20 protein-coding genes are annotated in these 19,753 nt (G+C 64.8%); 6 read left to right on the top strand and 14 right to left on the bottom strand.

Translation table 11 applies throughout. The features are described from left to right. Position 1 precedes the first annotated feature (1 nt). The 6 genes from CHX26_RS16000 to CHX26_RS00075 all read right to left on the bottom strand — a co-directional run bounded on the left by CHX26_RS16000 (position 2) and on the right by CHX26_RS00075 (position 8,323). Positions 2 to 913 (bottom strand): hypothetical protein, encoded by a 912-nt coding sequence (locus tag CHX26_RS16000; protein WP_233997206.1) that lies wholly within the window; start codon positions 911 to 913, stop codon positions 2 to 4. Further along, positions 906 to 5,099, bottom strand: coding sequence for a hypothetical protein (locus CHX26_RS00095; protein ID WP_233997205.1), 4,194 nt, complete (start codon positions 5,097 to 5,099; stop codon positions 906 to 908). The genes CHX26_RS16000 and CHX26_RS00095 overlap by 8 nt, the downstream gene beginning before the upstream one ends. Positions 5,100 to 5,166: 67 nt before the next feature. After that, positions 5,167 to 6,219, bottom strand: a complete 1,053-nt coding sequence (locus CHX26_RS00090) for a DUF11 domain-containing protein (RefSeq protein ID WP_104940614.1) — start codon at positions 6,217 to 6,219, stop codon at positions 5,167 to 5,169. 71 nt (positions 6,220 to 6,290) lie between these two features. After that, on the bottom strand, positions 6,291 to 6,773 hold the full coding sequence (locus CHX26_RS00085; protein ID WP_104940613.1) for a hypothetical protein: 483 nt from the start codon (positions 6,771 to 6,773) through the stop codon (positions 6,291 to 6,293). 34 nt (positions 6,774 to 6,807) lie between these two features. After that, on the bottom strand, positions 6,808 to 7,764 hold the full coding sequence (locus tag CHX26_RS00080; protein WP_172449615.1) for a hypothetical protein: 957 nt from the start codon (positions 7,762 to 7,764) through the stop codon (positions 6,808 to 6,810). Between the two features lie 139 nt (positions 7,765 to 7,903). Continuing rightward, entirely contained in the window at positions 7,904 to 8,323 is a 420-nt protein-coding gene (locus tag CHX26_RS00075; RefSeq protein WP_104940611.1) for a VOC family protein, read from the bottom strand. Positions 8,324 to 8,430: 107 nt separating this feature from the next. Here CHX26_RS00075 and CHX26_RS00070 point away from each other — a divergent pair, with 107 nt between their 5' ends. Together CHX26_RS00070 and CHX26_RS00065 are read left to right on the top strand one after the other, a co-directional pair. Next, positions 8,431 to 9,093, top strand: coding sequence for a glutathione S-transferase family protein (locus tag CHX26_RS00070; protein WP_104940610.1), 663 nt, complete (start codon positions 8,431 to 8,433; stop codon positions 9,091 to 9,093). Beyond that, the gene (locus CHX26_RS00065) at positions 9,060 to 9,971 is read left to right on the top strand and encodes a S1/P1 nuclease (RefSeq protein WP_233997204.1); all 912 of its coding nucleotides are present in this window, start codon (positions 9,060 to 9,062) and stop codon (positions 9,969 to 9,971) included. Before CHX26_RS00070 ends, CHX26_RS00065 begins: the two co-directional genes overlap by 34 nt. Here the strand turns inward: CHX26_RS00065 and CHX26_RS00060 are convergent. Further along, on the bottom strand, positions 9,968 to 10,591 hold the full coding sequence (locus CHX26_RS00060) for a LysE family translocator (RefSeq protein WP_104940609.1): 624 nt from the start codon (positions 10,589 to 10,591) through the stop codon (positions 9,968 to 9,970). The genes CHX26_RS00065 and CHX26_RS00060 overlap by 4 nt on opposite strands. 69 nt (positions 10,592 to 10,660) lie before the next feature. On the opposite strand from CHX26_RS00060, the gene dapE reads away from it, so the two are divergent. Further along, positions 10,661 to 11,809 (top strand): succinyl-diaminopimelate desuccinylase, encoded by a 1,149-nt coding sequence (gene dapE / locus CHX26_RS00055; RefSeq protein ID WP_104943149.1) that lies wholly within the window; start codon positions 10,661 to 10,663, stop codon positions 11,807 to 11,809. Beyond that, positions 11,763 to 13,046, top strand: a complete 1,284-nt coding sequence (locus tag CHX26_RS00050) for a dicarboxylate/amino acid:cation symporter (protein ID WP_104940608.1) — start codon at positions 11,763 to 11,765, stop codon at positions 13,044 to 13,046. The genes dapE and CHX26_RS00050 overlap by 47 nt, the downstream gene beginning before the upstream one ends. Before the next feature lie 6 nt (positions 13,047 to 13,052). Here the strand turns inward: CHX26_RS00050 and CHX26_RS00045 are convergent, their stop codons facing one another. The 4 genes from CHX26_RS00045 to dapB are packed head-to-tail and all read right to left on the bottom strand — an operon-like array spanning position 13,053 to position 15,591. Continuing rightward, entirely contained in the window at positions 13,053 to 13,475 is a 423-nt protein-coding gene (locus CHX26_RS00045; protein WP_233997202.1) for a hypothetical protein, read from the bottom strand. Positions 13,476 to 13,531: 56 nt separating this feature from the next. Then, the gene (nth, locus tag CHX26_RS00040) at positions 13,532 to 14,209 is read right to left on the bottom strand and encodes an endonuclease III (protein ID WP_104940606.1); all 678 of its coding nucleotides are present in this window, start codon (positions 14,207 to 14,209) and stop codon (positions 13,532 to 13,534) included. Between the two features lie 3 nt (positions 14,210 to 14,212). Next, the gene (locus CHX26_RS00035; protein WP_104940605.1) at positions 14,213 to 14,851 is read right to left on the bottom strand and encodes a DUF6891 domain-containing protein; all 639 of its coding nucleotides are present in this window, start codon (positions 14,849 to 14,851) and stop codon (positions 14,213 to 14,215) included. A gap of 5 nt (positions 14,852 to 14,856) precedes the next feature. Next, complete coding sequence (dapB, locus tag CHX26_RS00030) at positions 14,857 to 15,591, bottom strand: 4-hydroxy-tetrahydrodipicolinate reductase (RefSeq protein WP_104940604.1); 735 nt, start codon at positions 15,589 to 15,591, stop codon at positions 14,857 to 14,859. Between the two features lie 73 nt (positions 15,592 to 15,664). Here dapB and CHX26_RS00025 point away from each other — a divergent pair, with 73 nt between their 5' ends. Together CHX26_RS00025 and CHX26_RS00020 are read left to right on the top strand one after the other, a co-directional pair. Continuing rightward, positions 15,665 to 16,372: an NAD-dependent deacylase gene (locus CHX26_RS00025; RefSeq protein WP_104940603.1), complete on the top strand. Its 708-nt coding sequence runs from the start codon at positions 15,665 to 15,667 to the stop codon at positions 16,370 to 16,372. A 23-nt stretch (positions 16,373 to 16,395) separates the two neighbouring features. Then, positions 16,396 to 16,890: a hypothetical protein gene (locus CHX26_RS00020; RefSeq protein ID WP_146107597.1), complete on the top strand. Its 495-nt coding sequence runs from the start codon at positions 16,396 to 16,398 to the stop codon at positions 16,888 to 16,890. 54 nt (positions 16,891 to 16,944) lie between these two features. On the opposite strand, the gene CHX26_RS00015 is transcribed toward CHX26_RS00020, so the two are convergent. From CHX26_RS00015 to dnaA, 3 genes are all read right to left on the bottom strand, one after another. Next, entirely contained in the window at positions 16,945 to 17,358 is a 414-nt protein-coding gene (locus tag CHX26_RS00015) for a GIY-YIG nuclease family protein (protein WP_146107596.1), read from the bottom strand. Further along, complete coding sequence (locus tag CHX26_RS00010; protein WP_104940600.1) at positions 17,358 to 18,137, bottom strand: HesA/MoeB/ThiF family protein; 780 nt, start codon at positions 18,135 to 18,137, stop codon at positions 17,358 to 17,360. Before CHX26_RS00010 ends, CHX26_RS00015 begins: the two co-directional genes overlap by 1 nt. 112 nt (positions 18,138 to 18,249) lie before the next feature. After that, positions 18,250 to 19,653, bottom strand: coding sequence for a chromosomal replication initiator protein DnaA (gene dnaA / locus CHX26_RS00005; RefSeq protein WP_104943490.1), 1,404 nt, complete (start codon positions 19,651 to 19,653; stop codon positions 18,250 to 18,252). Positions 19,654 to 19,753: the final 100 nt, after the last annotated feature.

Raw genomic sequence — 19,753 nt, 5'->3', positions numbered from 1 at the left:
CTTACCTCCCCAGTCCGAGGAAGCTGAAGCTGTCCGCATCAAACGCCATCCGCACCGCCGCGAACACCCCCTTGTCGCTGTTGCGCGCCGCGCCGAAATCGCCATCACGGAAGCCTTCGATATTGTAGCCCACCGTTACCAGCATCCCCTTGACCGGGGTCACGCCGATGGTCGGGCCATAGGCAAAGCTGGTGGCCTTGTCGGTGACGTTGGAACGAACCGTGGCGCTCGCGCCGAGTTCGAATTTCTCGCCGATCCCGATGCGCGCGTCAGCCCCGACCAGCACCGACGTGCCGGAAAACTCGGTGCCTTCGAAGCGGTCGAGATTGTGCCGCGCGCCGAGGAAGAGGCCGAATTCGTGACGGCGGACTTCGGCACCTTCGACCTGGCCGCGCGGTGAGAAATTGGCTGACAGGCTGGCCACCAGACGGCGGGCGGTGGCATCGCCGTCGACCACCAGGGCGGTGCGCCCAGCGCCTCCAGCTCCGCCGATTTCGCCTGCGACGCCGCCGGTTATCCGGTCTGACCGAAACTCCACCCGGCCCAGCATGGCGAGCGGGGAAGCGTCGGGGCGGTGGGCAAAGGCGATGCTGGCATCAAGGATTTCGGCCTTGGCGCCGCCTGCGGCTTCCGACAATGTCCAGGTGATCCCGGAACCGACCAAGCTGCCTTCGCCAAGCTGACGGATTGCGCCAAACTGGGCGCCCTTGCGGTCGGCCATCTCGCCATCGCGCACTTCGCCGCGCGCCGTGATGCTCCAGCGATCCTTGCGCCACGCCGCGCCGAAGGTCACAGCGGTGAAATCCTCGAACAACAACCCACCGGTCAGCTGGCCGCCGCTGGCAGGCGGCTGGGCCGGGTTGATGACGCCTGCTGTTCCCGGATTGCCGCCAATGGTGCGGTTGCTATCCACTGTGGCATCGACCGTCAGCGTCTGGCTGATCTGAAGGGTCTGCGACAGGCCGAAGGCGGCAAAGCTGCGGTTGCCGTTCTCGCCAATGGTCTCCTGCCCGAGGGTCGTGACGATCTGCCCGCCCTGCCAGGGGGCAACCTCGATCCCGCGCGCGCAGCTGCCGCGCCTTCAGATTTTCGCCATCGGCCAGCTCGTAGGTGCCGACAAGGCGCACGTCCTGCGTGATCGCATAGCGCAGTCCCAGACGGTGGCGTGCGGGAAGATCCAGGCTTTCGCTCTTGCCCAGCGCGATCGCGGTGCCAGCCGACAGTTCCAGCTTGTTGCCCATCAGCCGCTGGGTCGCGCCTGCTTCCAGCACGGTCGAGGTTGCGTTGCTGCCATCGGCGAGGCGATCGTTGAAATGGGTGAGGCCCAGCCTGAGATCGGTGTTCTGGCGGGTCAGCACGAACTGGCCTTGGGCGGCGCGGCGGCGGGTCTGGTCGACAAGGCCCTCATCCTGCCACAGGCTGCCAGTGAAATTGAGCTGCTGGCTGAGCAGCACCCTGCCATCGACCCCGATCTTGCGACGGCCACGTTCTGCCGCGTTCTGCTGACCGATTCCATAATCACCGTCGATCTGACGGGCATAGGCGAGCAGGTCGAGGATGGCGGTCTGGTGCTGGGCTTCGACCAGCCAGCCAGTCGCAGCCTCGCCCTCGCGGCGGCTGACACCCAGTTCGGCGCGAATCTCGGTGCTGTCACCGATACGGGCGAGCAGATCGACGGCTCCGATATCGGTGCGCTGCGTCTGGCCGCTTGCCCCTTCGATTCCGGCATCGGTGATTGCGCTGGCACCGATGCGAAGCTTGCCATTCGCACTGGTCCAGTCGGCGCGCACCCCGGCGTTGAGCTCCGCCTCGCCCGCGCCGTCAGTTTCGAACTCGATGACGATGAATTGCGGGTTGAGGTTTTCATCCCGGCTCAGCACGGGCGCAGCGAAGCGGATCGTGCCTGACAGCAGATCAATGTCGTAATCGGCAAAGCGGGTCAGCGCGCGGGTCGAGATGATCAGCTCGGGGCGGAACCGGTCGCGCACTTCGATCGTCACACGTTCCGAATTGGGCAGGATGCGGCGGCTGGCGAGGCTGTAGGGGCCGGAGATGCCCTGACCCTGGATTTCCTGACGCTGGAACCGGCTGGCAATCTCTGCGGCAAAGCCCTGCGCCTTGATCTGTCCGACGCGTGCCTCGGCCTTCACACCGGTTGCGGTGCGGTTGTAATTGGCAAGCCGCGTCTGGTTGAAGGCGGTCTGGAAATCTCCATAGAGCGCGTAGAAGGTCGAGGTTTCGATGCGGACATACAGCTTTTCGCGAGTGGCGGCGTCGAACTGGCGGGCGGAAGCATCGCCGAACACGGTGTAATAGGCGGTCGGATCAAGCGCGCCGAGCACGCGCTGGTCTTCGCGCTGGCGGGCGCTGTCATAGGCGAGTGTGAGCAGATATTTGCCCAGCACCCGGCCCTTGGCATAAAGCGCAACGCGCGCATCATCGCCCAGATCGCTGTCGAACTGCCCGGCGCGCTCCATATTGTCCGCCACCGAACGCGCGCCCAGCGTGCCTTCGACAAGGCCGATGATCGTCCATTCGATATCACCCGGCTCGATCCACGCCTCAAGCTCTTGACGGCGGGTGATCTCGCCATCGTTGAACGCGAAATCGAGCCGCAGCGAGCCACTGACCATGGTGGGGGCGAGTTCGATCCGGGCGATGCCGTCCTCGCCCTCGACCACCCAGCGCGCGGCCATCGGGGTCATTCCGGTAAGCTGGTTGAGCTGCTGGCGGTCGATCTGCTCGGCGCTCTGATAGGGAGCGTTGAGAGTGAAATTGCCCGATATACCTTCGCGCAGGGGACGGCCGTTGCGGTCGAGTACGCGGATCGTCACCACCGGGCGCGTGCGGCCATCGGCGACAAGGTTCGATTGCGCAGGCAGGAATTCGACCTTGGCCGGTGTGCGGGTGAAGAACACCTCACGCGTGAAGGTCTTCGAGACTTCGCCATAGCTGTTGATGATACGCGCTTCGAGCATGGTGCGTTCGTTGATCAGCGGCACGCCGCGCCACTGGCTGATTGCGTATTTGCCTTTTTCCGGGGTCTGTGTGCCATCGAAGGCGAGCGGATCGACCGGCTTGCCATCAACCAGCAGCTCAACGCTCTGGCCGCGGCGGTGGCGGATCACCACGCGGACCGCAGGCGCGCGCGGGTTGGCATCGGGGGCGGGGGCAAGGAAGCCGTCCTCGCCATCGCCCAGCATCAGAAAATCGGTCGGCGCCGCGGCGGGTTCGACGGGAGTGGCCGGGGCTTTCTCTGTGGGACTGGCAGGTGCCACAGGCGCGGGCGCAGCCGTCGTACCGGCGGGCAGCACAGCGTGGAAATCGGCGACCACCAGGCTTCCGCCCTGACCGATCGCGAGCCGCGAGAAGGCGCTTCCGGCATTGCGGGTCGAGCGCGAGCAATCGATCATCCGCGCCCCATCGGGCAGGGTCATGCGCGAAACCTGCACGACGTGGGTGCCGGGGACGACGCCTTCGAAGTGATAACGCCCGTCGGCATCGGTGACGGCGAAGCTGCCGTCTTCCAGCATGATCCGCACGCCCGCGATCCCGCTGCGTTCGCGTTCGGGCAGGGTGCAGTCGCCGGCCGTGATGCGCCCGATGATGGTCATGCGGTCGGCGATGCCATCGCGCCGCAGATCCACTGCGGCGCTGGCGCGTGACAGGCGACCGAGCGAATCGGTCACCTGCGCATCGTTGAGCACCCGGCCCGGAGGCGCATCGGGGCGTACGGTCATGGCATAGGTCACGCGGGCCGAGGCGCCGGCGGCAAGATCGCCCAGTGCGATGGTCAGCACCCGGCCATCGGGCGAGATCGTGACAGCCTGCGGAGCAGGTGCGCCGTTGATGCGGATCGTGTCGCGCCGCAGCCGCAGCCAGCGCGAAGGCGTGTCGGTCAGCGTCACGGCGCGCTTGACCCGTGCCGGATCGGGATTGCGGACAGTAACGGCATAGAACACCACGTCGCCGGGAGCGGCGGTGGTGCGCGAAGCGGTCTTGGCGAGGCCGAGATCAAGGCTCGGCCGGTCGACCGGGATATCGACTTCGAAAGGCGCGGGATCGTCGAGCACGAAGATATCGCCGAAAGATCCGTCGCGAATGACATAGGGTCGGCCATCGGGCCGAGTGATGCGGGCGAGCACGTCGCGCGGGGCGGCAGATGGCGCGGTGTAGGGATCGGGCGGTGTCACGACGAGCCGGAAGCGACCCTGTGTGGTGAGCGGGAACCAGAACTCGCCCGGCCCCATCATGACGCTGCGTCCGCTACCGTCGGTCACGGCCTGACCGGAAATCATGCTGGAAGGCCATGCGGTGACGCCATCCTCGGCAAAGACGGTTGCAGGGGCGCCGGTGTCGGCATTGACGAGTGCCACGCGCGCACCATCGACCGGCTCGCCGGTTTCGCTGTCGAACACGACGCCGAAAGGATCGACCAGCACGGCGACTTCGGTCTGGACGAGTATACCGCTTTCGTCGGGGCGCATGGCGGCGATGGTGATGCGCGTTTCGCTGCCCACGCTGATGCGGCAATCTTCCTGCACCAACGGCGGGGGGATGCGCATTGTGTCGATCGATCCGGCAAATACGCCGCTATTGGCCGCGGTTTCGAAAACGGTGATCGTCTCGTGGTCGCCTTCGAGCGTGGTCAGCACTACGGTCATGCTGTCAACTGCGCCTGGATCACGGTTGGCACCGGCGGCGGTGATTTCGAAGAACATCGGCTCGCCCCCGCGCAGCTGGCTGGTCGGGACGACGCGGGCCGTAGCGGTGGTGGAAATCGGGCCACCCGCCGGCGCTAGGCTGGCGGTGACAAGGTCGCTGCGCAGCTGCGCCTGATTGGGCACAGTGCTGCAGCGCGGTTCGATATAGACCAGCTCCGCGCCGGTGCCGGGCGAACGGCGGAATACCTGGATCACTGGCGGGGCTGCAGGGAGGGTGCTGACGTCGAACCGCACCGGATTGCTCGAAATCCGGCGGCGCGAGCCGTCAGCATCCCATGTGGCTTCGGCGATGTTGGTGATGCTGCGCACCGCCGCGCCGTCATTGTTCGTCTGTGCGGATGCCCCCTCCTGCGGCACGCCGAGAGGCAGCAGCACCGCAAGGAGTGCTGCCGCGACGCGCCGCAAGGAGGGGGAAACACGCAAGACCTGGATCCGGATCGGGTTAGTCGATCACGACCCGGAAATAGAGCGAGCGGGTCTCGCCGCCAGCAACGTCGCTGAGGTCGCCCGTCACCCGGTCAGCGCCGCCAGCGCCCGCGCCCGCGACAAAGTTGCCGCCCGCCGTGCCGTTGGCACAGTTGGCATCGCCATCGACGAAGATGCCGAATGCGCTGTCATAGATCACCTCGAAGGGCAGATCGTCGGTCACGTTGACATCGGTCGCGGTTGAAGCACTGGCAGCGTTGGCCACGGTGATGCAATATTCGATCGTCGCGCCCGGAATTGCCTTGGGGTTGTTCGTCCCGTTGACCGGGTCGCTCACCACGCGGCTCGACTTGGCGACATCCACGACCGCACCGGCCACGGTGTAGGTGCCGATGGCCGAGAAGGCACCGTCGCGCACGCTGTCGGTGGCACCCTGACCATCAAACAGCACGGTGTCGATACCGCTGGTGTTGGTGGCGGATTCGACCAGCTCGGCACCCAGCGAGCCCGCGCCGCCAGCGGCATGGGCATTGGCAGTCAGTGCAATGTCGAACTGATCGTCGTTGATTGCATTGAGGCCAAAGTCGGCGATGACGATCACGGCGGTGGTGACGCCGGTTGCAGACGAGCCGACTTCATCAAGGAAGGTGATCGGCCCTGCGGCCAGTTCTGCCGCATCCAGCACCCGGTCGCCATTGGTGTCGAGGAAGATGCGGATATTGCTGATGTTTGCAGCTGTCCCTGCATTTAGAGCGGTCGTCAGTTCAAGATCGACGCTGCTGTTTGACAGGTTCGTGACGTCAAACGCGATCGCCTGTTCGGTCGAACCCGGCGTGACACTGGTGGCCGCGCCGACATTGGTAACGGTCACGTTGACGCGCTGGTCAACGGTGAATTCGTCGGTCGCGGTCTCGGCGTTCTGAGTGATGCCGTTGACGTTGTAGGTGACGTTCACGGTGTTGCTGATGGTGGTGCCTGCGGTGGTCCCTTGGGCCAGGGCAGGGGCGCTCGTCATCGCGATGAGCGCGCACGCGCTCACCGCACCGAGCAACTGCTTGGTGGTCTTCATTGGTCTGGTCCTGTGCGTGTGTCCCGCGTGATCAAATCCGCCCGCAGGACGTGGCGGTTATCTCCCGCTGGTCAGCGGATGATGGCTGGATAGGTGAGCCGCCCCGATGCGCCGGGGGCTATGCTCGCCAGCACCCAGCGGACATGAGTCACGTCCGCATGGGCGGCGGGACGTGTGGTCCCGTCGGAATTGGTGAAGGTCAGCGCGGCCAGCGCGCCCCAGGTCTTGCCTCCGTCGACCGACACATCGAGCGCCGGATCGGCATCGGGCGCAAGGCGAACGGCAGCGGGCAGGGGATTGGTGACGACAAAGTTGGTCACCGCATCCGCGCCGTTATTGGCATAGTCGGTACCGAACACCAGGCGGTCGCCCGGCACGATCGAGGTCGGCTCGACCAGTTCGATGCGTTCCGCGCCATCGGCGTCGGTGACGATCTTTTCGGCCTTCACGTCGCCATTGAGCGCAATCGGGCTGGCATTGCCCTGGGCAGCGACGGGCGCAGTAAAGGTGATGGCAGCAGCAAGTGCGAGCATCAGAGTGTTGATCGACTTCATGGTTGGACCCCTGTTCTGATCTTGTGAAATTGCGTTAATTGACAACGACATCGAAGGTGACGCGACGGATTGTTTCGGCGGCCACGTCCCCAAGGCTGACGATGACGCCCGCCGTGCCAGACGCCGAACCGGCATCGCCGTCCTCGGCATCGGTCAGCGTGACCGCGTCGAGCGCGAGAGTGCCGGGAGCGTAGGTGGTGCCTTCGGGAATGGCATCGGTGACACGCAGGTTGGCGACCGATCCGCTGCCGCTTACACGCGCTTCGATGGTGAAGGTGGCGATCGTGCCGGGCACGGCGCTGGTGCCGCCGAACGGGTCGCGCAGCACCACCGACTTGACCAGTTCGACGCTCGCGATGCCGTTGACGATCGTGCCACGCGCAATCGCCAGCGCGCCGGTGGTGCCGACGATCGCATCACCGCCATCGACCCCGGCACCGGCAAAGAGTGTGCCCGGCGTGCCGCTGCCGGTAACCGCCTCGGCGGTCAGCGTTACGGCGCTGGTCTGCTTGTCAGTGGCGGTGTCCGGAACGGTGACCAGCACGAACAGCGTCACGCGTTGATCGGGCGCGAGATCGGCAGTGGTCTGCGGCTCGGCGAGGATCTCGTCGATCCCCTCGTCATAGATCCCGTTGCCGTTGCTATCGATTGCAATGGCGCGAAATGACGAATCGAAATCATTGCCCGCAACGGCAGTATTGGCGAACAGCCGGAATGCCTCCGGCCCGTTGCCCTGATTGGTGAGTTCGAAGGTCAGTACCGCTTCGCCGGGACGCCCTGCGACCGGGCCGGGATCGAGCGAGGTCAGCGTCACGTCGAGCAGTTCGTCCACGCGAACGGTGACGGTGTTCGAATTGACGCTGCGCGCGACCCCGCCTTCGTCATAGCTGGCGACGGCAGTGTTGCGGATCAGGGTTCCGGCGCTCACGCCCTCGGCGTTGGCGGGGGCATGAGCGACGAGACCGGCCAATGCAGCCGATCCGAACACCATGACCAGGAACTGTTTTATGTTTGCATGTGCGACCATGACCCGGGGAAATACGGGCATATGGTTAGCATTTGGTTAGCCATCATTTTGGATTGCGGATCGCGGCTCTGCGCAGCGTATCCGTTTGATGGGGCAGATGATGTCAGGTGGCGAACAGGTTGCCGATGTCAGCAAAGGCCTTGAATTCCAGAGCATTGCCCGATGGATCGCGCAGGAACATCGTGGCCTGCTCCCCCGGTTGACCCTTGAAGCGGATGGTCGGTTCGATCACGAACTGGCAACCGCCGTTGCGCAACCTGTCAGCCAACGCCTCCCACTGTTCCATCGCCAGCACCAGCCCGAAATGCGGCACCGGCACCCCGTGGCCATCGACATGGTTGCTTGCCCGGTCACCCGCCCGCCCCGGCGCGAGGTGGGCGACGATCTGGTGGCCGTGGAAATCGAAATCGATCCATTCATCGGACGACCGCCCCTCGCCGCAGCCCATCACCTCGCCATAAAAGCGGCGCGCTTCGGCCAGATCGTCGACAGGAAAGGCGAGGTGAAAGGGGGGCAGGTTCATGGCGAAGGCTCCTTGATGACGCGGCGATAGCCCGTTCAGCCTCGACAGGGGAAGCCTGAATTCCTAGGGAGCGCCCACAAACCGTCTCGCAGGTGGAGCGCAGACTCATGAAACTCATCATCGGCAACAAGAACTATTCCAGCTGGAGCTTGCGCGGCTGGCTCGCGGTCAAGCAGTCGGGCCTCCATTTCGAGGAACTGACTGTGCCGATCATGGGCGAGGAATGGGACCGGCTGAAGCATGACATGGGCGAAGTGCAACCCTCCAGTGGCAAGGTTCCGATCCTGTGGGATGGCGAAACCGTGGTGTGGGACAGCCTCGCGATCCTCGAATATCTGGCCGACAAGGTCGGAAGGGCGCGCTTCTGGCCCAAGGAGGAGCCGGCGCGGGGTATGGCCCGGGCGATGGTTGCGGAAATGCACTCCGGCTATCAGAGCCTGCGCCGCGAATTGCCGATGAACATCCGCCGCCGGGTGGAACTGCCCGGCATCAGCGACGCGACACGGCACGATATCGTGCGCATCCTTGGCCTGTGGGCCGAGGCCCGCGCGCGACACGGCAGCGCGGGGCCATATCTGTTTGGAACCTTTGGCGCGGCCGATATCTTCTATGCTCCGGTGGTGACGCGCTTCGTCACTTACGGGATCGGCGTTCCGGGTTTCGCGCAGACCTATATGGATGCGATCCTCCAGCATGACTGGATGCGCGAATGGAGCGCTTCAGCAGAGGACGAGGAATGGGTGATCGAACAATTCGAGATGGTGCGATGATGCGGCGCATGATCGCTGCGCTGGCGGCGCTGCTGGTGCTGATGCCTACCCCGGCAAGCGCGTGGGGCTTCTACGCCCACCGCCAGACCGCCAGCATTGCCGAGGCCAATCTTTCGCCTGAGGTGCGGGCGAAGATCCGCGCGCTGCTGAAGTATGAAAAGCAGCTCGGCACGCCCGATTGCCCGCTCAAGACGCTGCAGGATGCCGCAGTCTGGGCCGATTGCATCCGCGGTGAAGGCTGGCGCTGGGGTTATACTGCCGCCTGGCATTATCGCACCGCTCCGGTCTGCCAGCCCTTCAACCCGCGCGCCAATTGTTCGGGTGGCAATTGCGTGACCGCTCAGATCACCCGCGCGCACCGCGTGCTCGCCGATGAGCGCCTGCCCGCAGCCGTACGGCTGGAGGCGCTCGCCTTCATGGTGCATTTTGCAGGTGATGTGCATATGCCGCTGCATTCGGGCGACAACGAGGATCGCGGCGGCAATGACCGGCGTGCCGCCTATGGGATCAAGCCGGGGCTGAACCTCCATTCGATCTGGGACAATCCCTTGGCTGAACGTGCCATCAGCGATCCGGCCGATCCGGTCGCGCGGCGTTACAGTGCCGCCGAGCGTGCCGAACTCGCGGGCGGAACGCCGGACGACTGGGGGCGCGAAAGCTGGGAAATCGCGCGCAGCTTTGTCTATCCGACCGCCTTCGACACCGATGATGTCTGCGCCGCGCCGCTGCCGGATGAAACGGCGCTCAGCCAGGAGGATATCGAGCGCGGGGTGCCGATCGCGCGGCGCAGGGTGGTGCAGGCTGGGCTCAGGATCGCTGACCTGCTCGAAAGCGCCTTTGCGCCGGGGCCGCTCGCGGTGGAGGAACGGCGGCGTTAACCGAAGGCCTTGGCGAGGAACCACGCCGCCACGCCCAGCATTGCCAGCGCGAGCAGTCGCCGCACGATCCGCGCCCGCGCCTCTGCCATCAGCACGCCGCGCACCCGGCCTGCCCCCAGCACAAGCGCAAGGTGGACGGCGGTGGCGATGGTGACGTTGAGGCTCGCCAGCGTCAGGCCCTGGGATAGGCTCGGCTGCCCGCTGTGGACGAATTGCGGCATCACGGTAATGAAGAACAGCGCCGCCTTGGGGTTGATGAGGTTGATGATGAACCCCGCCAGCGCGTGACGGTGGTTGCCCATGCGCGGCGTGGTGGCGGTTGAGCTCACCCCCGTGTCGCGCCACGCTTCCCACGCCAGCCATGCCATCATCGCAGCAGCCAGCACCGACACCGCCTGCGTCAGCGCCGGGCCTTGTGCGAGGATGAGGCTGGCGGCAACCACGCTCAGCGCAGCATTGGCGGCAAGCCCCAGCGCAATGCCCGAAATCGCGCCAAGCCCCGCGCGCCGCCCCTCGGACAGGGTAAGCGTGACGATCCATGCCATGTTTGGCCCCGGCGTCAGTTCGACCAGCAGCACCGCCAGCGAAAATCCGGCCCAGTCGATTCCTGGATCGATCATGGCCAGTGCCGGGGGATGACGTCACAATCGCGCTTGGGCATTGGCGATAACTCCTGCTAGGCCATGACCATGCTCGACCCTCTCGACCTTGCCAAGCGCCTGATCGCAGCGCCTTCGGTTACGCCTGCGACCGGAGTGGTGTTCGCCGAACTTGAGGCGATGCTCGCGCCGCTCGGCTTTGCCGTCCACCGCTTCATGCGTGGGGAAGGGCCGGAAGGGAGTGACGAGGCTCCGGTCGAAAACCTGTTTGCCGTGCGGGTCGGGCCGCCGGGTTCTCGCCACTTTGCCTTTGCGGGCCACCTCGATGTCGTCCCGCCGGGAGAAGGCTGGACGTCCGATCCGTTCGAACCGCAGGAGCGCGGTGAGCTGCTCCACGGGCGCGGGGCGGTGGACATGAAGGGCGCCATTGCCGCGATGGTCGCCGCCGTTGCCGACGTGCCTGCCGATGCCGGCACGATCAGCTTCATCATCACCGGCGATGAAGAAGGCCCGGCGCTTCACGGCACCCGCGCGCTGATCGATTATATGGCGGCACAAGGGCATGAGCCCGACCTTTGCCTTGTCGGCGAGCCTACCAGCGTTCACCGCCTTGGCGACATGGTGAAGATCGGCCGCAGGGGCTCGGTCAATATCTTCATCGATGTCGAAGGTACGCAGGGCCATGTCGCCTATCCGCATCTGGCGGATAACCCGCTGCCCAAGCTTGTCAGGATTTTATCCGAATTGGATTCCTTGACGCTCGATACAGGGACAAAGTGGTTCCAGCCGAGCAATCTCGAAATCACTGACATCAATGTGGGCAACCGCGCGCACAACGTCATTCCCGCAAGCGGTGCGGCGCGCATCTCGATCCGGTTCAACGATCTGCACACCGGCAAGAGCCTGTCAGACCGGGTTATGGCAATTGCCGAAAAGCACGGCGGCAAGGCGCGGCCGATCGTCTCGGGCGAACCTTTCCTTACCGAACCGGGGGCGTTTTCGAAGCTGGTCAGCGCCGCGGTCGAGGCTGAGACCGGCGTGACGCCCGAGCTTTCCACTACTGGCGGCACGTCCGATGCGCGGTTCCTGCGCGCTGTTTGCCCGGTCATCGAATTCGGCCTGTGCAACGCGACGATGCACAAGCGCGACGAGGCGGTGGCGATCCCCGATCTCGCCGCGCTTGCCCGTATCTATGCCCGCATCGCGCGCGCGGCGCTGGCGCTGGAAGAAGGACAGTAACTTGAGCGTCTGGCTGCGCATCCCCCTTTGGCAGCGTGTCATCGCCGCACTGGTTCTCGGCATCATTGTCGGGCGGCTTTGGGGGCCGGGGGCGGAAAGCATCAAGATCATCGGTGATGTCTTTGTCGCCTTCATCAAGATGCTGGTGGTGCCGCTGATCTTCTTCAGCCTCGTTGCCGGCGTTGCCAGCATCGGCGATCTGCGCAAGCTCGGTTCGGTCGGCTGGCGGGCAATGCTGCTGTTCGTGGTGACGGGGCAGATGGCGGTGTGGCTGGGGCTGACGCTCGGCACGCTGGTTGCGCCCGGCCTCGGCGTCGATACGTCGGCGCTGACGATGGGTACTCCGCCCGCGCCGACAGAGACCAGCTGGCGCGAGATGCTGCTGGGGATGATCCCGCAAAGCCCGGTCAAGGTGATGGCGGATGTCAATGTGCTGCCGCTGATCGTGTTCTCGCTCCTGATCGGGATCGGCATCCTGATGGCGAAGGAGGAAGGTGAGCCTGCGCTGAAGATCTTCGAAAGCGGGTCGGTGGTGATGCAGAAGGTCACGATGATCGTGATGGAGCTGACCCCGTTCGGCGTCTTTGCGCTGATGGCATGGGTGGCAGGGACGCTGGGCTTTGATGCGCTGGCGGCGCTCGGCAAGCTGGTGTTCCTCAACTATCTCGGGTGTTTCCTGATCATCGCGCTGATTTATGGCGGGATGCTGAAGCTGGTCGCCCGCGTGCCGGTGATCGGTTTCTTCCGCGGCATGATCGATGCGATCGCGGTGAGCTATTCCACCGCCAGTTCCAACGCGACGCTGCCCGTCACCCTGCGCTGTGCCGAGCGTAACCTTGGTGTGTCGCGTTCGGTCGCCAGCTTCGTCATCAGCCTTGGCGCGACTGTCAACATGAACGGCACCGCGATGTATCTTGGCCTTGCGACACTGTTCGGGGCGCAGATCTTCGGGGTCGATCTGTCATGGGGCGATTACGGCATGATCGCGCTGCTCGGCACGCTGGGCGCGGTGGGCGCGGCAGGGATTCCGGGTGCAGGGCTGATCATGATGGCGCTGGTGTTCAGCGCGGTGAACGTGCCGCTGGAAACCATTGCCTTTGTGGCCGGGGTCGACCGGATCATGGACATGATGCGCACCACCACCAACATCACCGGCGATGCCGCTGTGGCGGTGACAGTGGCGAGCCTGACGGGCGAGCTCGATACGGCAGAACTGGCCAGCGCCGACGATATCTAGTCTGCGTCAGCCCTTGGTCTGACGGACATACTCGACCGGCACGAATTCTCCTAGGGAACAGCCTGCGCCGCGTTGCGGGACGCCGCCGATATTGGTCAGCACATAGATAATCTGCGGCGTGCAGAGCTGATCGATCGAGGTTTCGTAGGTGATCGCCCGTTCAAAGGCGAGGCCGGGGCAGGTCGAGGGCAAGGTATTCCGGAACACCGCGCCGCTCTGCATTTCGAAATCGATCACTCTTTCGCTGCGCACGATGGTCTGGCGGATCTGTGAGCGCGGGATGCAGCGCTGCGCCGCGCCGCTGACCTTCGCCTCAGGCCCGGCGGCGAGCGCACGGGCGTTGCGGGCGGCCTGCTTTGCCGGGTCAGCCGGGGCGCAACCGGCCGCGATCAGAGGCAGGGCGGCAAGGGCGAGGAGGCGCAGGATCATGGCAGGTTTCTCCGTCTGAGGCGCAGGCATCATCGCCGACGGGGTTGAACCTCGCCTTAATCCGCCCCTGCCGCAACCTCGGCTATGCGCCCCTTTGGCGGCTCCGTGACTTTCTTGCGGAAGCTGCACAGGTCGGAGACCTTGCAGCGCCAGCATTCGGGGCTGCGCGCCTTGCACACATAGCGGCCGTGCAGGATCATCCAGTGGTGCGAATCGCGGCGGAAGGGCTGGGGCACGCGCTTTTCGAGCTTGGCCTCGACCGCCTCCGGGGTCTTGCCCTTGGCCATGCCGGTGCGGTTGCCGAGCCGGAAGATGTGGGTGTCGACCGCGAAGGTTTCCTGCCCGAACCAGCAATTGAGCACCACGTTTGCTGTCTTGCGGCCAACTCCGGGGAGCTTCACCAGCGCCTCGCGCGTGTCCGGCACTTCGCCGCCGTGTTCATCGACGAGGATCTGCGACAGCGCGATCACATTCTTGGCCTTGGAATTGAACAGGCCGATGGTCTTGATGTGATCCTTCAGCCCCTCTTCGCCGAGGTCGAGCATCTGCTGCGGGGTTTCCACCTTGCGAAACAGCGCGCGGGTGGCCTTGTTGACGCCCACATCGGTCGCCTGCGCCGACAGCGCCACCGCGACCAGCAGCTGATAGGCATTGCCATATTCCAGCTCGGTCTGGGGCGAGGGATTGTCCTCGGCCAACCGGCGGAAGAATTCGAAGATCTGATCCTTGGTCATGTCTCAGCCCAGCAGCCTGCGCCACAAGCCGTTCCCGACGGCGGCGGGAGGGCCTGAGGGGCGCACCCAATCGGTGCGTTTCTGCCACGTGATCCCCGGCACATCGAGCCGCGTTTCGGGATCGCCGTTCCAGTTGGGGGCAAAGCCTTCTGCCGTCAGGGCAGCGACGATCGCGGCGCCGATTGCGCGCTTGGCTTCTGCCCCCTCGACAACCGCATCAAAGCCGATGAACAGCGAGTCTCCCGCCACGGCCCGCTCCACGTCCTGCCCGTGGTAGAAGGCAAAGCCGCGCCATGCGCCCTTGGGATCGCGATTGATCAGATCCCACGCGTCGCCATGCGCATCGCTGGTGCTCATGCCGGCATTGTGGAGCGCCAGGATGCCGCCCGCCTCCAGCGCATCGAAGGCGCGGGCGAGGCGGTCCCAGTCGGTGACGGCAGGCCAGCCCGCCTCCGCCTTGCGCTTCGTCTCCATCGCCGCCCGCGCATGATCGCGCACGGCATTGGCATGGGGCGCGCCCTCGGGGTCGAAAGCCATGTCGGCGATGTAGGTTTCCAGATCGTCCTCGTTGAAGAACCCGCCCGCGATCATCACGCTGACCGTTTCGCGGTAATAGGCGAGGGCGTCGAAATCGTCCTCCATCGCGCCTACAGCCCGAGCATGTCGTTCATGGTATAGCGCCCGGCGCTCTGCCCGGTCAGCCAGCCCGCCGCCCGCACCGCTCCGCGCGCAAAGATCATGCGGTTCTCTGCCGAGTGCGACAGGGTCAGGCGCTCCTCGCTGCCAGCGAAGATCACGCTATGCTCGCCCGCCACGGTGCCGCCGCGCAGGGTGGCAAAGCCGATATTGCCCGCACGGCGCGCGCCGGTCATGCCGTGGCGGCCGCTTTCCATGTTGTCGGACAGTGTGATGCCGCGCCCTGCCGCTGCCGCTTCGCCAAGCAGTTTGGCCGTGCCGGATGGTGCGTCGACCTTCATGCGGTGGTGCATCTCCAGCACCTCGATATCCCAGTCCGGCCCAAGCCTTGCGGCCGCCTCGCGCACCAGATGCGCCATCAGCGTCACGCCCAGCGAGAAATTGCCCGATTGCAGCACCGGCACGGCCCGTGCGGCTTCGGCGAGCATCACAAAATGCGGCTCTTCAAGGCCGGTGGTGCCGACAAGGATCGGCTTGCCAGCGACCTTGGCCGCACCAAGATTCGCCGCCAGCGCATCGGGCGCGGAGAAATCCACCAGCACATCGCATTGCACTGCCAGCGGCCCGATATTGCCCCCCGCATCGACGCCGACGCACATGGCGTGTCCGGCCTCCTCGATCGCTGTTTCCAGCGCCTGCCCCATGCGGCCCTTGTGCCCGATCACCCCGAATTTGAGCTGTGCCATTGCCTTGCGACACCTGCCCCCGAATTTGAGCTGTGCCATTGCCTTGCCTCTAAACCTCATGCTTCATTGTCTCATGGCAGAGATTGAACGCATCGTCATCCTTACCGGAGCCGGGATTTCCGCCGAAAGCGGGATCGACACCTTTCGCAGCGCTGGAGGGCTGTGGGAGCAGCACCGGGTTGAGGATGTCGCCACGCCCGAGGGCTTTGCCCGGAACCCGGACCTTGTGCTGAACTTTTACGACATGCGCCGCGCCGCGCTCACCAACGTCGCGCCCAACCCGGCGCATGAGGCGTTGGCGCGGCTCGAACGCGAATTTTCAGGCGAGTTGCTGCTGGTCACCCAGAATGTCGATGATCTGCACGAACGCGGCGGATCGACCCGCGTACTGCATATGCATGGGGAGCTGAAAAGCGCGCTCTGCACCTCCTGCGAGACCCGATCGCCGTGGCTTGGCACCATGATCGACCGCCCGCCGTGCCCAGTCTGCCGCGCGCCCACCTTGCGCCCCGACGTGGTGTGGTTCGGCGAGATGCCGTATCAGATGGGCCGGATCTATCAGGCGCTGGAGTCCTGCGACCTGTTCGTGAGCATCGGCACCAGCGGCGCGGTCTACCCGGCGGGAGGCTTTGTGCAGGAAGCGCGCAGCAGCGGCGCGCGCACGCTCGAACTTAACCTCGAACCTAGCGAAGGCAGCCGCTTCTTCCACGAATCGCGCCACGGTCCGGCGAGCATTGTGGTGCCGGGTTGGGTGAACGAGGTGCTGCAAACGGGACGTTAACCATGCTGCGATAGGCTTGGACCATGTCTCGCTGGATGATGATCCTGCTGGCCTTGCTGGCACTGCCCTATGGCTATCTGGCGCTCTATTGGAGCGATTGCCTGGTCAACGGCTGCCGGTTCGACGGCCATATGCTGTTCTACAGCTTCATCGCGTTGCTCGCGATCCCCTTCGTGATGGCCACGATCGGCGGCGGAGTGATGATGGGCGGAGCGCGCGGCATGCGTGAGGCTGTTGTCTCCGGCTCTCCTTTCCCTGAAAAGGTCAGGCAGGGGGTGGGCGGGGGCCTGCGCTTCTGGATCGGCCTGACGCTGCTGCTCACCGCTTTGCCAAGCGGCGCGGCGTTGCTGTTTCTGATCCTCGACACGCCCAAAGAAGGGCGCGACAGTCTGGGCCGGATCTGCGAGACCGAGGGGAGCACAACCACCTGCCGCCCCGATCCCGAAGCTGATCGCCCCTCGGAACTCGACAGGATCAACGCTGCTCGCAAGCGTAAGCAGTGGTTCGAAGTGGACTGATCTAGCTAAACCCTGCGTGAGCCAGTTTGTTGGAGCGGCCTTTTCTGTTTGGTGTTACCACTTCGACCGACCGGCCACGTTGAATGGCGGGTTCAGATGATGGATGATGTACTCTTCTAGTGAAGCTGCCTCCCACGGGTTTGAAACCACAACAGTGCGCAGGTAGACGGGAGCCGAACGCCACGCTGAATTTACCGGGCGAAGTTCCTCTCCGTCCCATGAGAAATGGGCATCAACCCGCGCACCTATGCTGCTGCGCATCGAGGCCTTGCCAGCATAGAGCAGCTTATCGTTGGCATCAAAAAGGAAGTAGCAGCCAGGTTCATCCGCGTTCTGGATATTGGTGTTGAACTCCCAGAACCCGCGCAGTTCGACACGCGGTTCCAGCGTGAGACAGCGGCGACCGAGATAGAGCGCGGCATAGTCTCGCAAGACATCTCCGAGACGATCAACATCAGGCGTCGCCATCAGTTGGTCCCACACCGCTTGCAGGCTGCATCCTTCGCAATCCGGATCGTGCGCATTCCCGGGGCGAGGCCATCGAGAATGTGGAGCCGGCCCCAGCCGGGATCGCCGAGCCCGCTGACCCCCGCCAGCAGCACCTTGATCGCCTGCATCGCGGCAAAACTGCCGACCCATCCCGCCATCGCGCCCAGCATCCCGTCATCGGCGCAGGTGTCGCAGTCCTCGGCGTCGAAGGCATCGCCGACAAAGCAGCGGTAGCAGGCCTGATCGGGCAGGTGCCCGGCAAAGGCCGCGACTTGCCCCTGAAACCGGCCCACGGCAGCCGACAGCAGCGGGATGCCCGCCGCGACGCAGGCATCGGACACGGCAAGCCGGGTGGCGAAATTGTCGGTGCCGTCGAGCACCACGTCGGCGCCTGAAATCAGGCTTGCCGCGTTATCGGGTGTGATGCGCGCGTCGGACACGTCGACGTGCAAGCTGTCATCGAAATTCGCCAGCCAGCGCCGGGCCGACACTGCCTTGCCGTAACCGACGTCACGCTGGGTGAAGATTGTCTGGCGCTGAAGGTTGCTGACATCGACCACATCATCATCGACCAGCGCCAGCCGCCCGACGCCGCTTGCCGCAAGATATTGCAGCGCGGGCGAGCCGATCCCGCCGAGGCCGATGATCGCGACCTTCGATGCAGCAAGCTTTACCTGCCCCGCGCCGCCCACTTCGGGCAGGACGATGTGGCGCGCAAAGCGGTCAAGCCGGGCGGGAGAAAGTGGCGCAGAAGGCATGGAAAGGCTGTTTACAGCCTGTTGAGCGCCTGTCGACACGCCTGTGGATAGGCCTGTCGACAGGCTTGTGAAAGCGCTGCGGAAACTATGTGCGAATTAACCGTCCTGAGGGTCAGCTTTCGAGCTGACGCAACAGGCTGCGCACGTCGCCGTCCATGTCGGCGTCGCGCTGACGCAGGTCCTCGATCAGGCGCACCGCGTGGATCACCGTGGAGTGGTCACGTCCGCCGAACTTGCGCCCGATTTCGGGGTAGGAACGCGGGGTGAGCACCTTGGAGAGATACATCGCCACCTGACGCGGGCGCACCACCGCGCGGGCGCGGCGCTTGGAGCTCATCTCCGCACGGTCGATACGGTAGAACTGGCAGACCGTGCGCTGGATCTCGTCGATGGTGATCCGGCGGCGGTTGGCGCTCAGAATATCGGTGAGCTGTTCCTCGGCCAGTTGCAGCGAAACGTCCTGCCCGGTCAGCTGGGCATAGGCGATCAGCTTGTTGAGACCGCCGACCAGCTCGCGCACGTTGCGGGTGATGGTGCGGGCAAGAAAATCGACGACATCCTCCGGCACAGTGATCGCGGAAAAGCGCACGAGCTTGGACACCAGGATCTTCTTGCGCAGCTCGATGTCGGCAGGCTGGATGTCGGCGACAAGGCCCATCGAAAGGCGCGAGAGGAGGCGCGGTTCCACCCCGTCGAGCGCCTGGGGCGCGCGGTCGGCGGCGAAGACCAGCCGCTTGCCCTCGGCCAGCAGCGCATCGATCGTGTAGAGCAGTTCTTCCTGCGCGCTCGCCTTGCCGATGATGAACTGGATGTCGTCCACCAGCAGCAGGTCAAAGGAGCGCAGGCGCGCCTTGAATTCGATCGTCTGGCTGGTTTTCAGCGCCTGCACGAATTCGACCATGAAGCGTTCGGCCGAACAGTAGAAGATGCGGGCGCGCGGGTGGGCCTGCAGATAGCCGTGACCGATGGCGTGCAGCAGGTGGGTCTTGCCCTGACCCGTCGCGGCCTTGAGGTAGAGCGGCGAAAACTGCGGCTGTTCCAGCGCCGCCATGCGCTGCGCCGCATTGCAGGCAAGGATATTGGCTTCACCCGTCACGAAGGCGGCAAAGGTCAGCGACGGATCGAGCCCGACCGAGGATGTGAAGGTCGCATCACCCAGACTGCCGGCCGCCATGGCAATTGCGCTCGCGCCGTCATTGGCCGGGCGACGGCCATCGTCGAGCCGCAGGTCGGGCAACTGGCGGCGACCCGGGTGCACCATGATGTTGACCTTGCGCACTTCGCTGCGCGCGATGCTCCAGGCCAGTTGCAGCCGATCATGGAAGCGATCACGCACCCAGTTCGCCGAGAATTCCGTCGGGAGATAGAGGTCAAGCGTCCCGCAATCACGGCTCAGCGCGCCGAGCTGGATCGGCTTGATCCACTGGCTGTGCAACTGATGGCCCAGATCCTTGCGCAGGCCCTGACTGATATCCGCCCAATCGGCAGCGAGGTTCACGGCTTCGGAATCTTCCATCAAATGTTCATCTGCTTGGCGCCCGCCGGTCCGGGCCTTGTCAGTCCTGTGCACAAGCTCATCCCCAATTCACGTACCGCCTGCTGAGCGCGACCGCTCG

This window comes from Porphyrobacter sp. HT-58-2, from assembly GCF_002952215.1.
Classification (GTDB): Bacteria; Pseudomonadota; Alphaproteobacteria; order Sphingomonadales; family Sphingomonadaceae; genus Erythrobacter.
The sequence above is the reverse complement of the archived record's forward strand: the minus strand, read 5'-3'. Positions and strand labels throughout refer to the sequence as shown.

Coding starts and splice junctions, on each gene's coding strand:
- CHX26_RS00085 (WP_104940613.1), bottom strand. CDS start 6,773: ATGAAGTCGATCAACACTCTGATGCTCGCACTTGCTGCTGCCATCACC.
- CHX26_RS00045 (WP_233997202.1), bottom strand. CDS start 13,475: ATGATCCTGCGCCTCCTCGCCCTTGCCGCCCTGCCTCTGATCGCGGCC.
- CHX26_RS00050 (WP_104940608.1), top strand. CDS start 11,763: ATGCCCGCATCGCGCGCGCGGCGCTGGCGCTGGAAGAAGGACAGTAAC.
- CHX26_RS00010 (WP_104940600.1), bottom strand. CDS start 18,137: ATGCCTTCTGCGCCACTTTCTCCCGCCCGGCTTGACCGCTTTGCGCGC.
- CHX26_RS00065 (WP_233997204.1), top strand. CDS start 9,060: ATGGGTGATCGAACAATTCGAGATGGTGCGATGATGCGGCGCATGATC.
- CHX26_RS00020 (WP_146107597.1), top strand. CDS start 16,396: ATGTCTCGCTGGATGATGATCCTGCTGGCCTTGCTGGCACTGCCCTAT.
- dapE (WP_104943149.1), top strand. CDS start 10,661: ATGCTCGACCCTCTCGACCTTGCCAAGCGCCTGATCGCAGCGCCTTCG.
- CHX26_RS00015 (WP_146107596.1), bottom strand. CDS start 17,358: ATGGCGACGCCTGATGTTGATCGTCTCGGAGATGTCTTGCGAGACTAT.
- CHX26_RS00090 (WP_104940614.1), bottom strand. CDS start 6,219: ATGAAGACCACCAAGCAGTTGCTCGGTGCGGTGAGCGCGTGCGCGCTC.
- dnaA (WP_104943490.1), bottom strand. CDS start 19,653: ATGGAAGATTCCGAAGCCGTGAACCTCGCTGCCGATTGGGCGGATATC.
- CHX26_RS00060 (WP_104940609.1), bottom strand. CDS start 10,591: ATGATCGATCCAGGAATCGACTGGGCCGGATTTTCGCTGGCGGTGCTG.
- nth (WP_104940606.1), bottom strand. CDS start 14,209: ATGACCAAGGATCAGATCTTCGAATTCTTCCGCCGGTTGGCCGAGGAC.
- CHX26_RS00070 (WP_104940610.1), top strand. CDS start 8,431: ATGAAACTCATCATCGGCAACAAGAACTATTCCAGCTGGAGCTTGCGC.
- CHX26_RS00025 (WP_104940603.1), top strand. CDS start 15,665: ATGGCAGAGATTGAACGCATCGTCATCCTTACCGGAGCCGGGATTTCC.
- CHX26_RS00080 (WP_172449615.1), bottom strand. CDS start 7,764: ATGGTGTTCGGATCGGCTGCATTGGCCGGTCTCGTCGCTCATGCCCCC.
- CHX26_RS00075 (WP_104940611.1), bottom strand. CDS start 8,323: ATGAACCTGCCCCCCTTTCACCTCGCCTTTCCTGTCGACGATCTGGCC.
- CHX26_RS00035 (WP_104940605.1), bottom strand. CDS start 14,851: ATGGAGGACGATTTCGACGCCCTCGCCTATTACCGCGAAACGGTCAGC.
- dapB (WP_104940604.1), bottom strand. CDS start 15,591: ATGGCACAGCTCAAATTCGGGGTGATCGGGCACAAGGGCCGCATGGGG.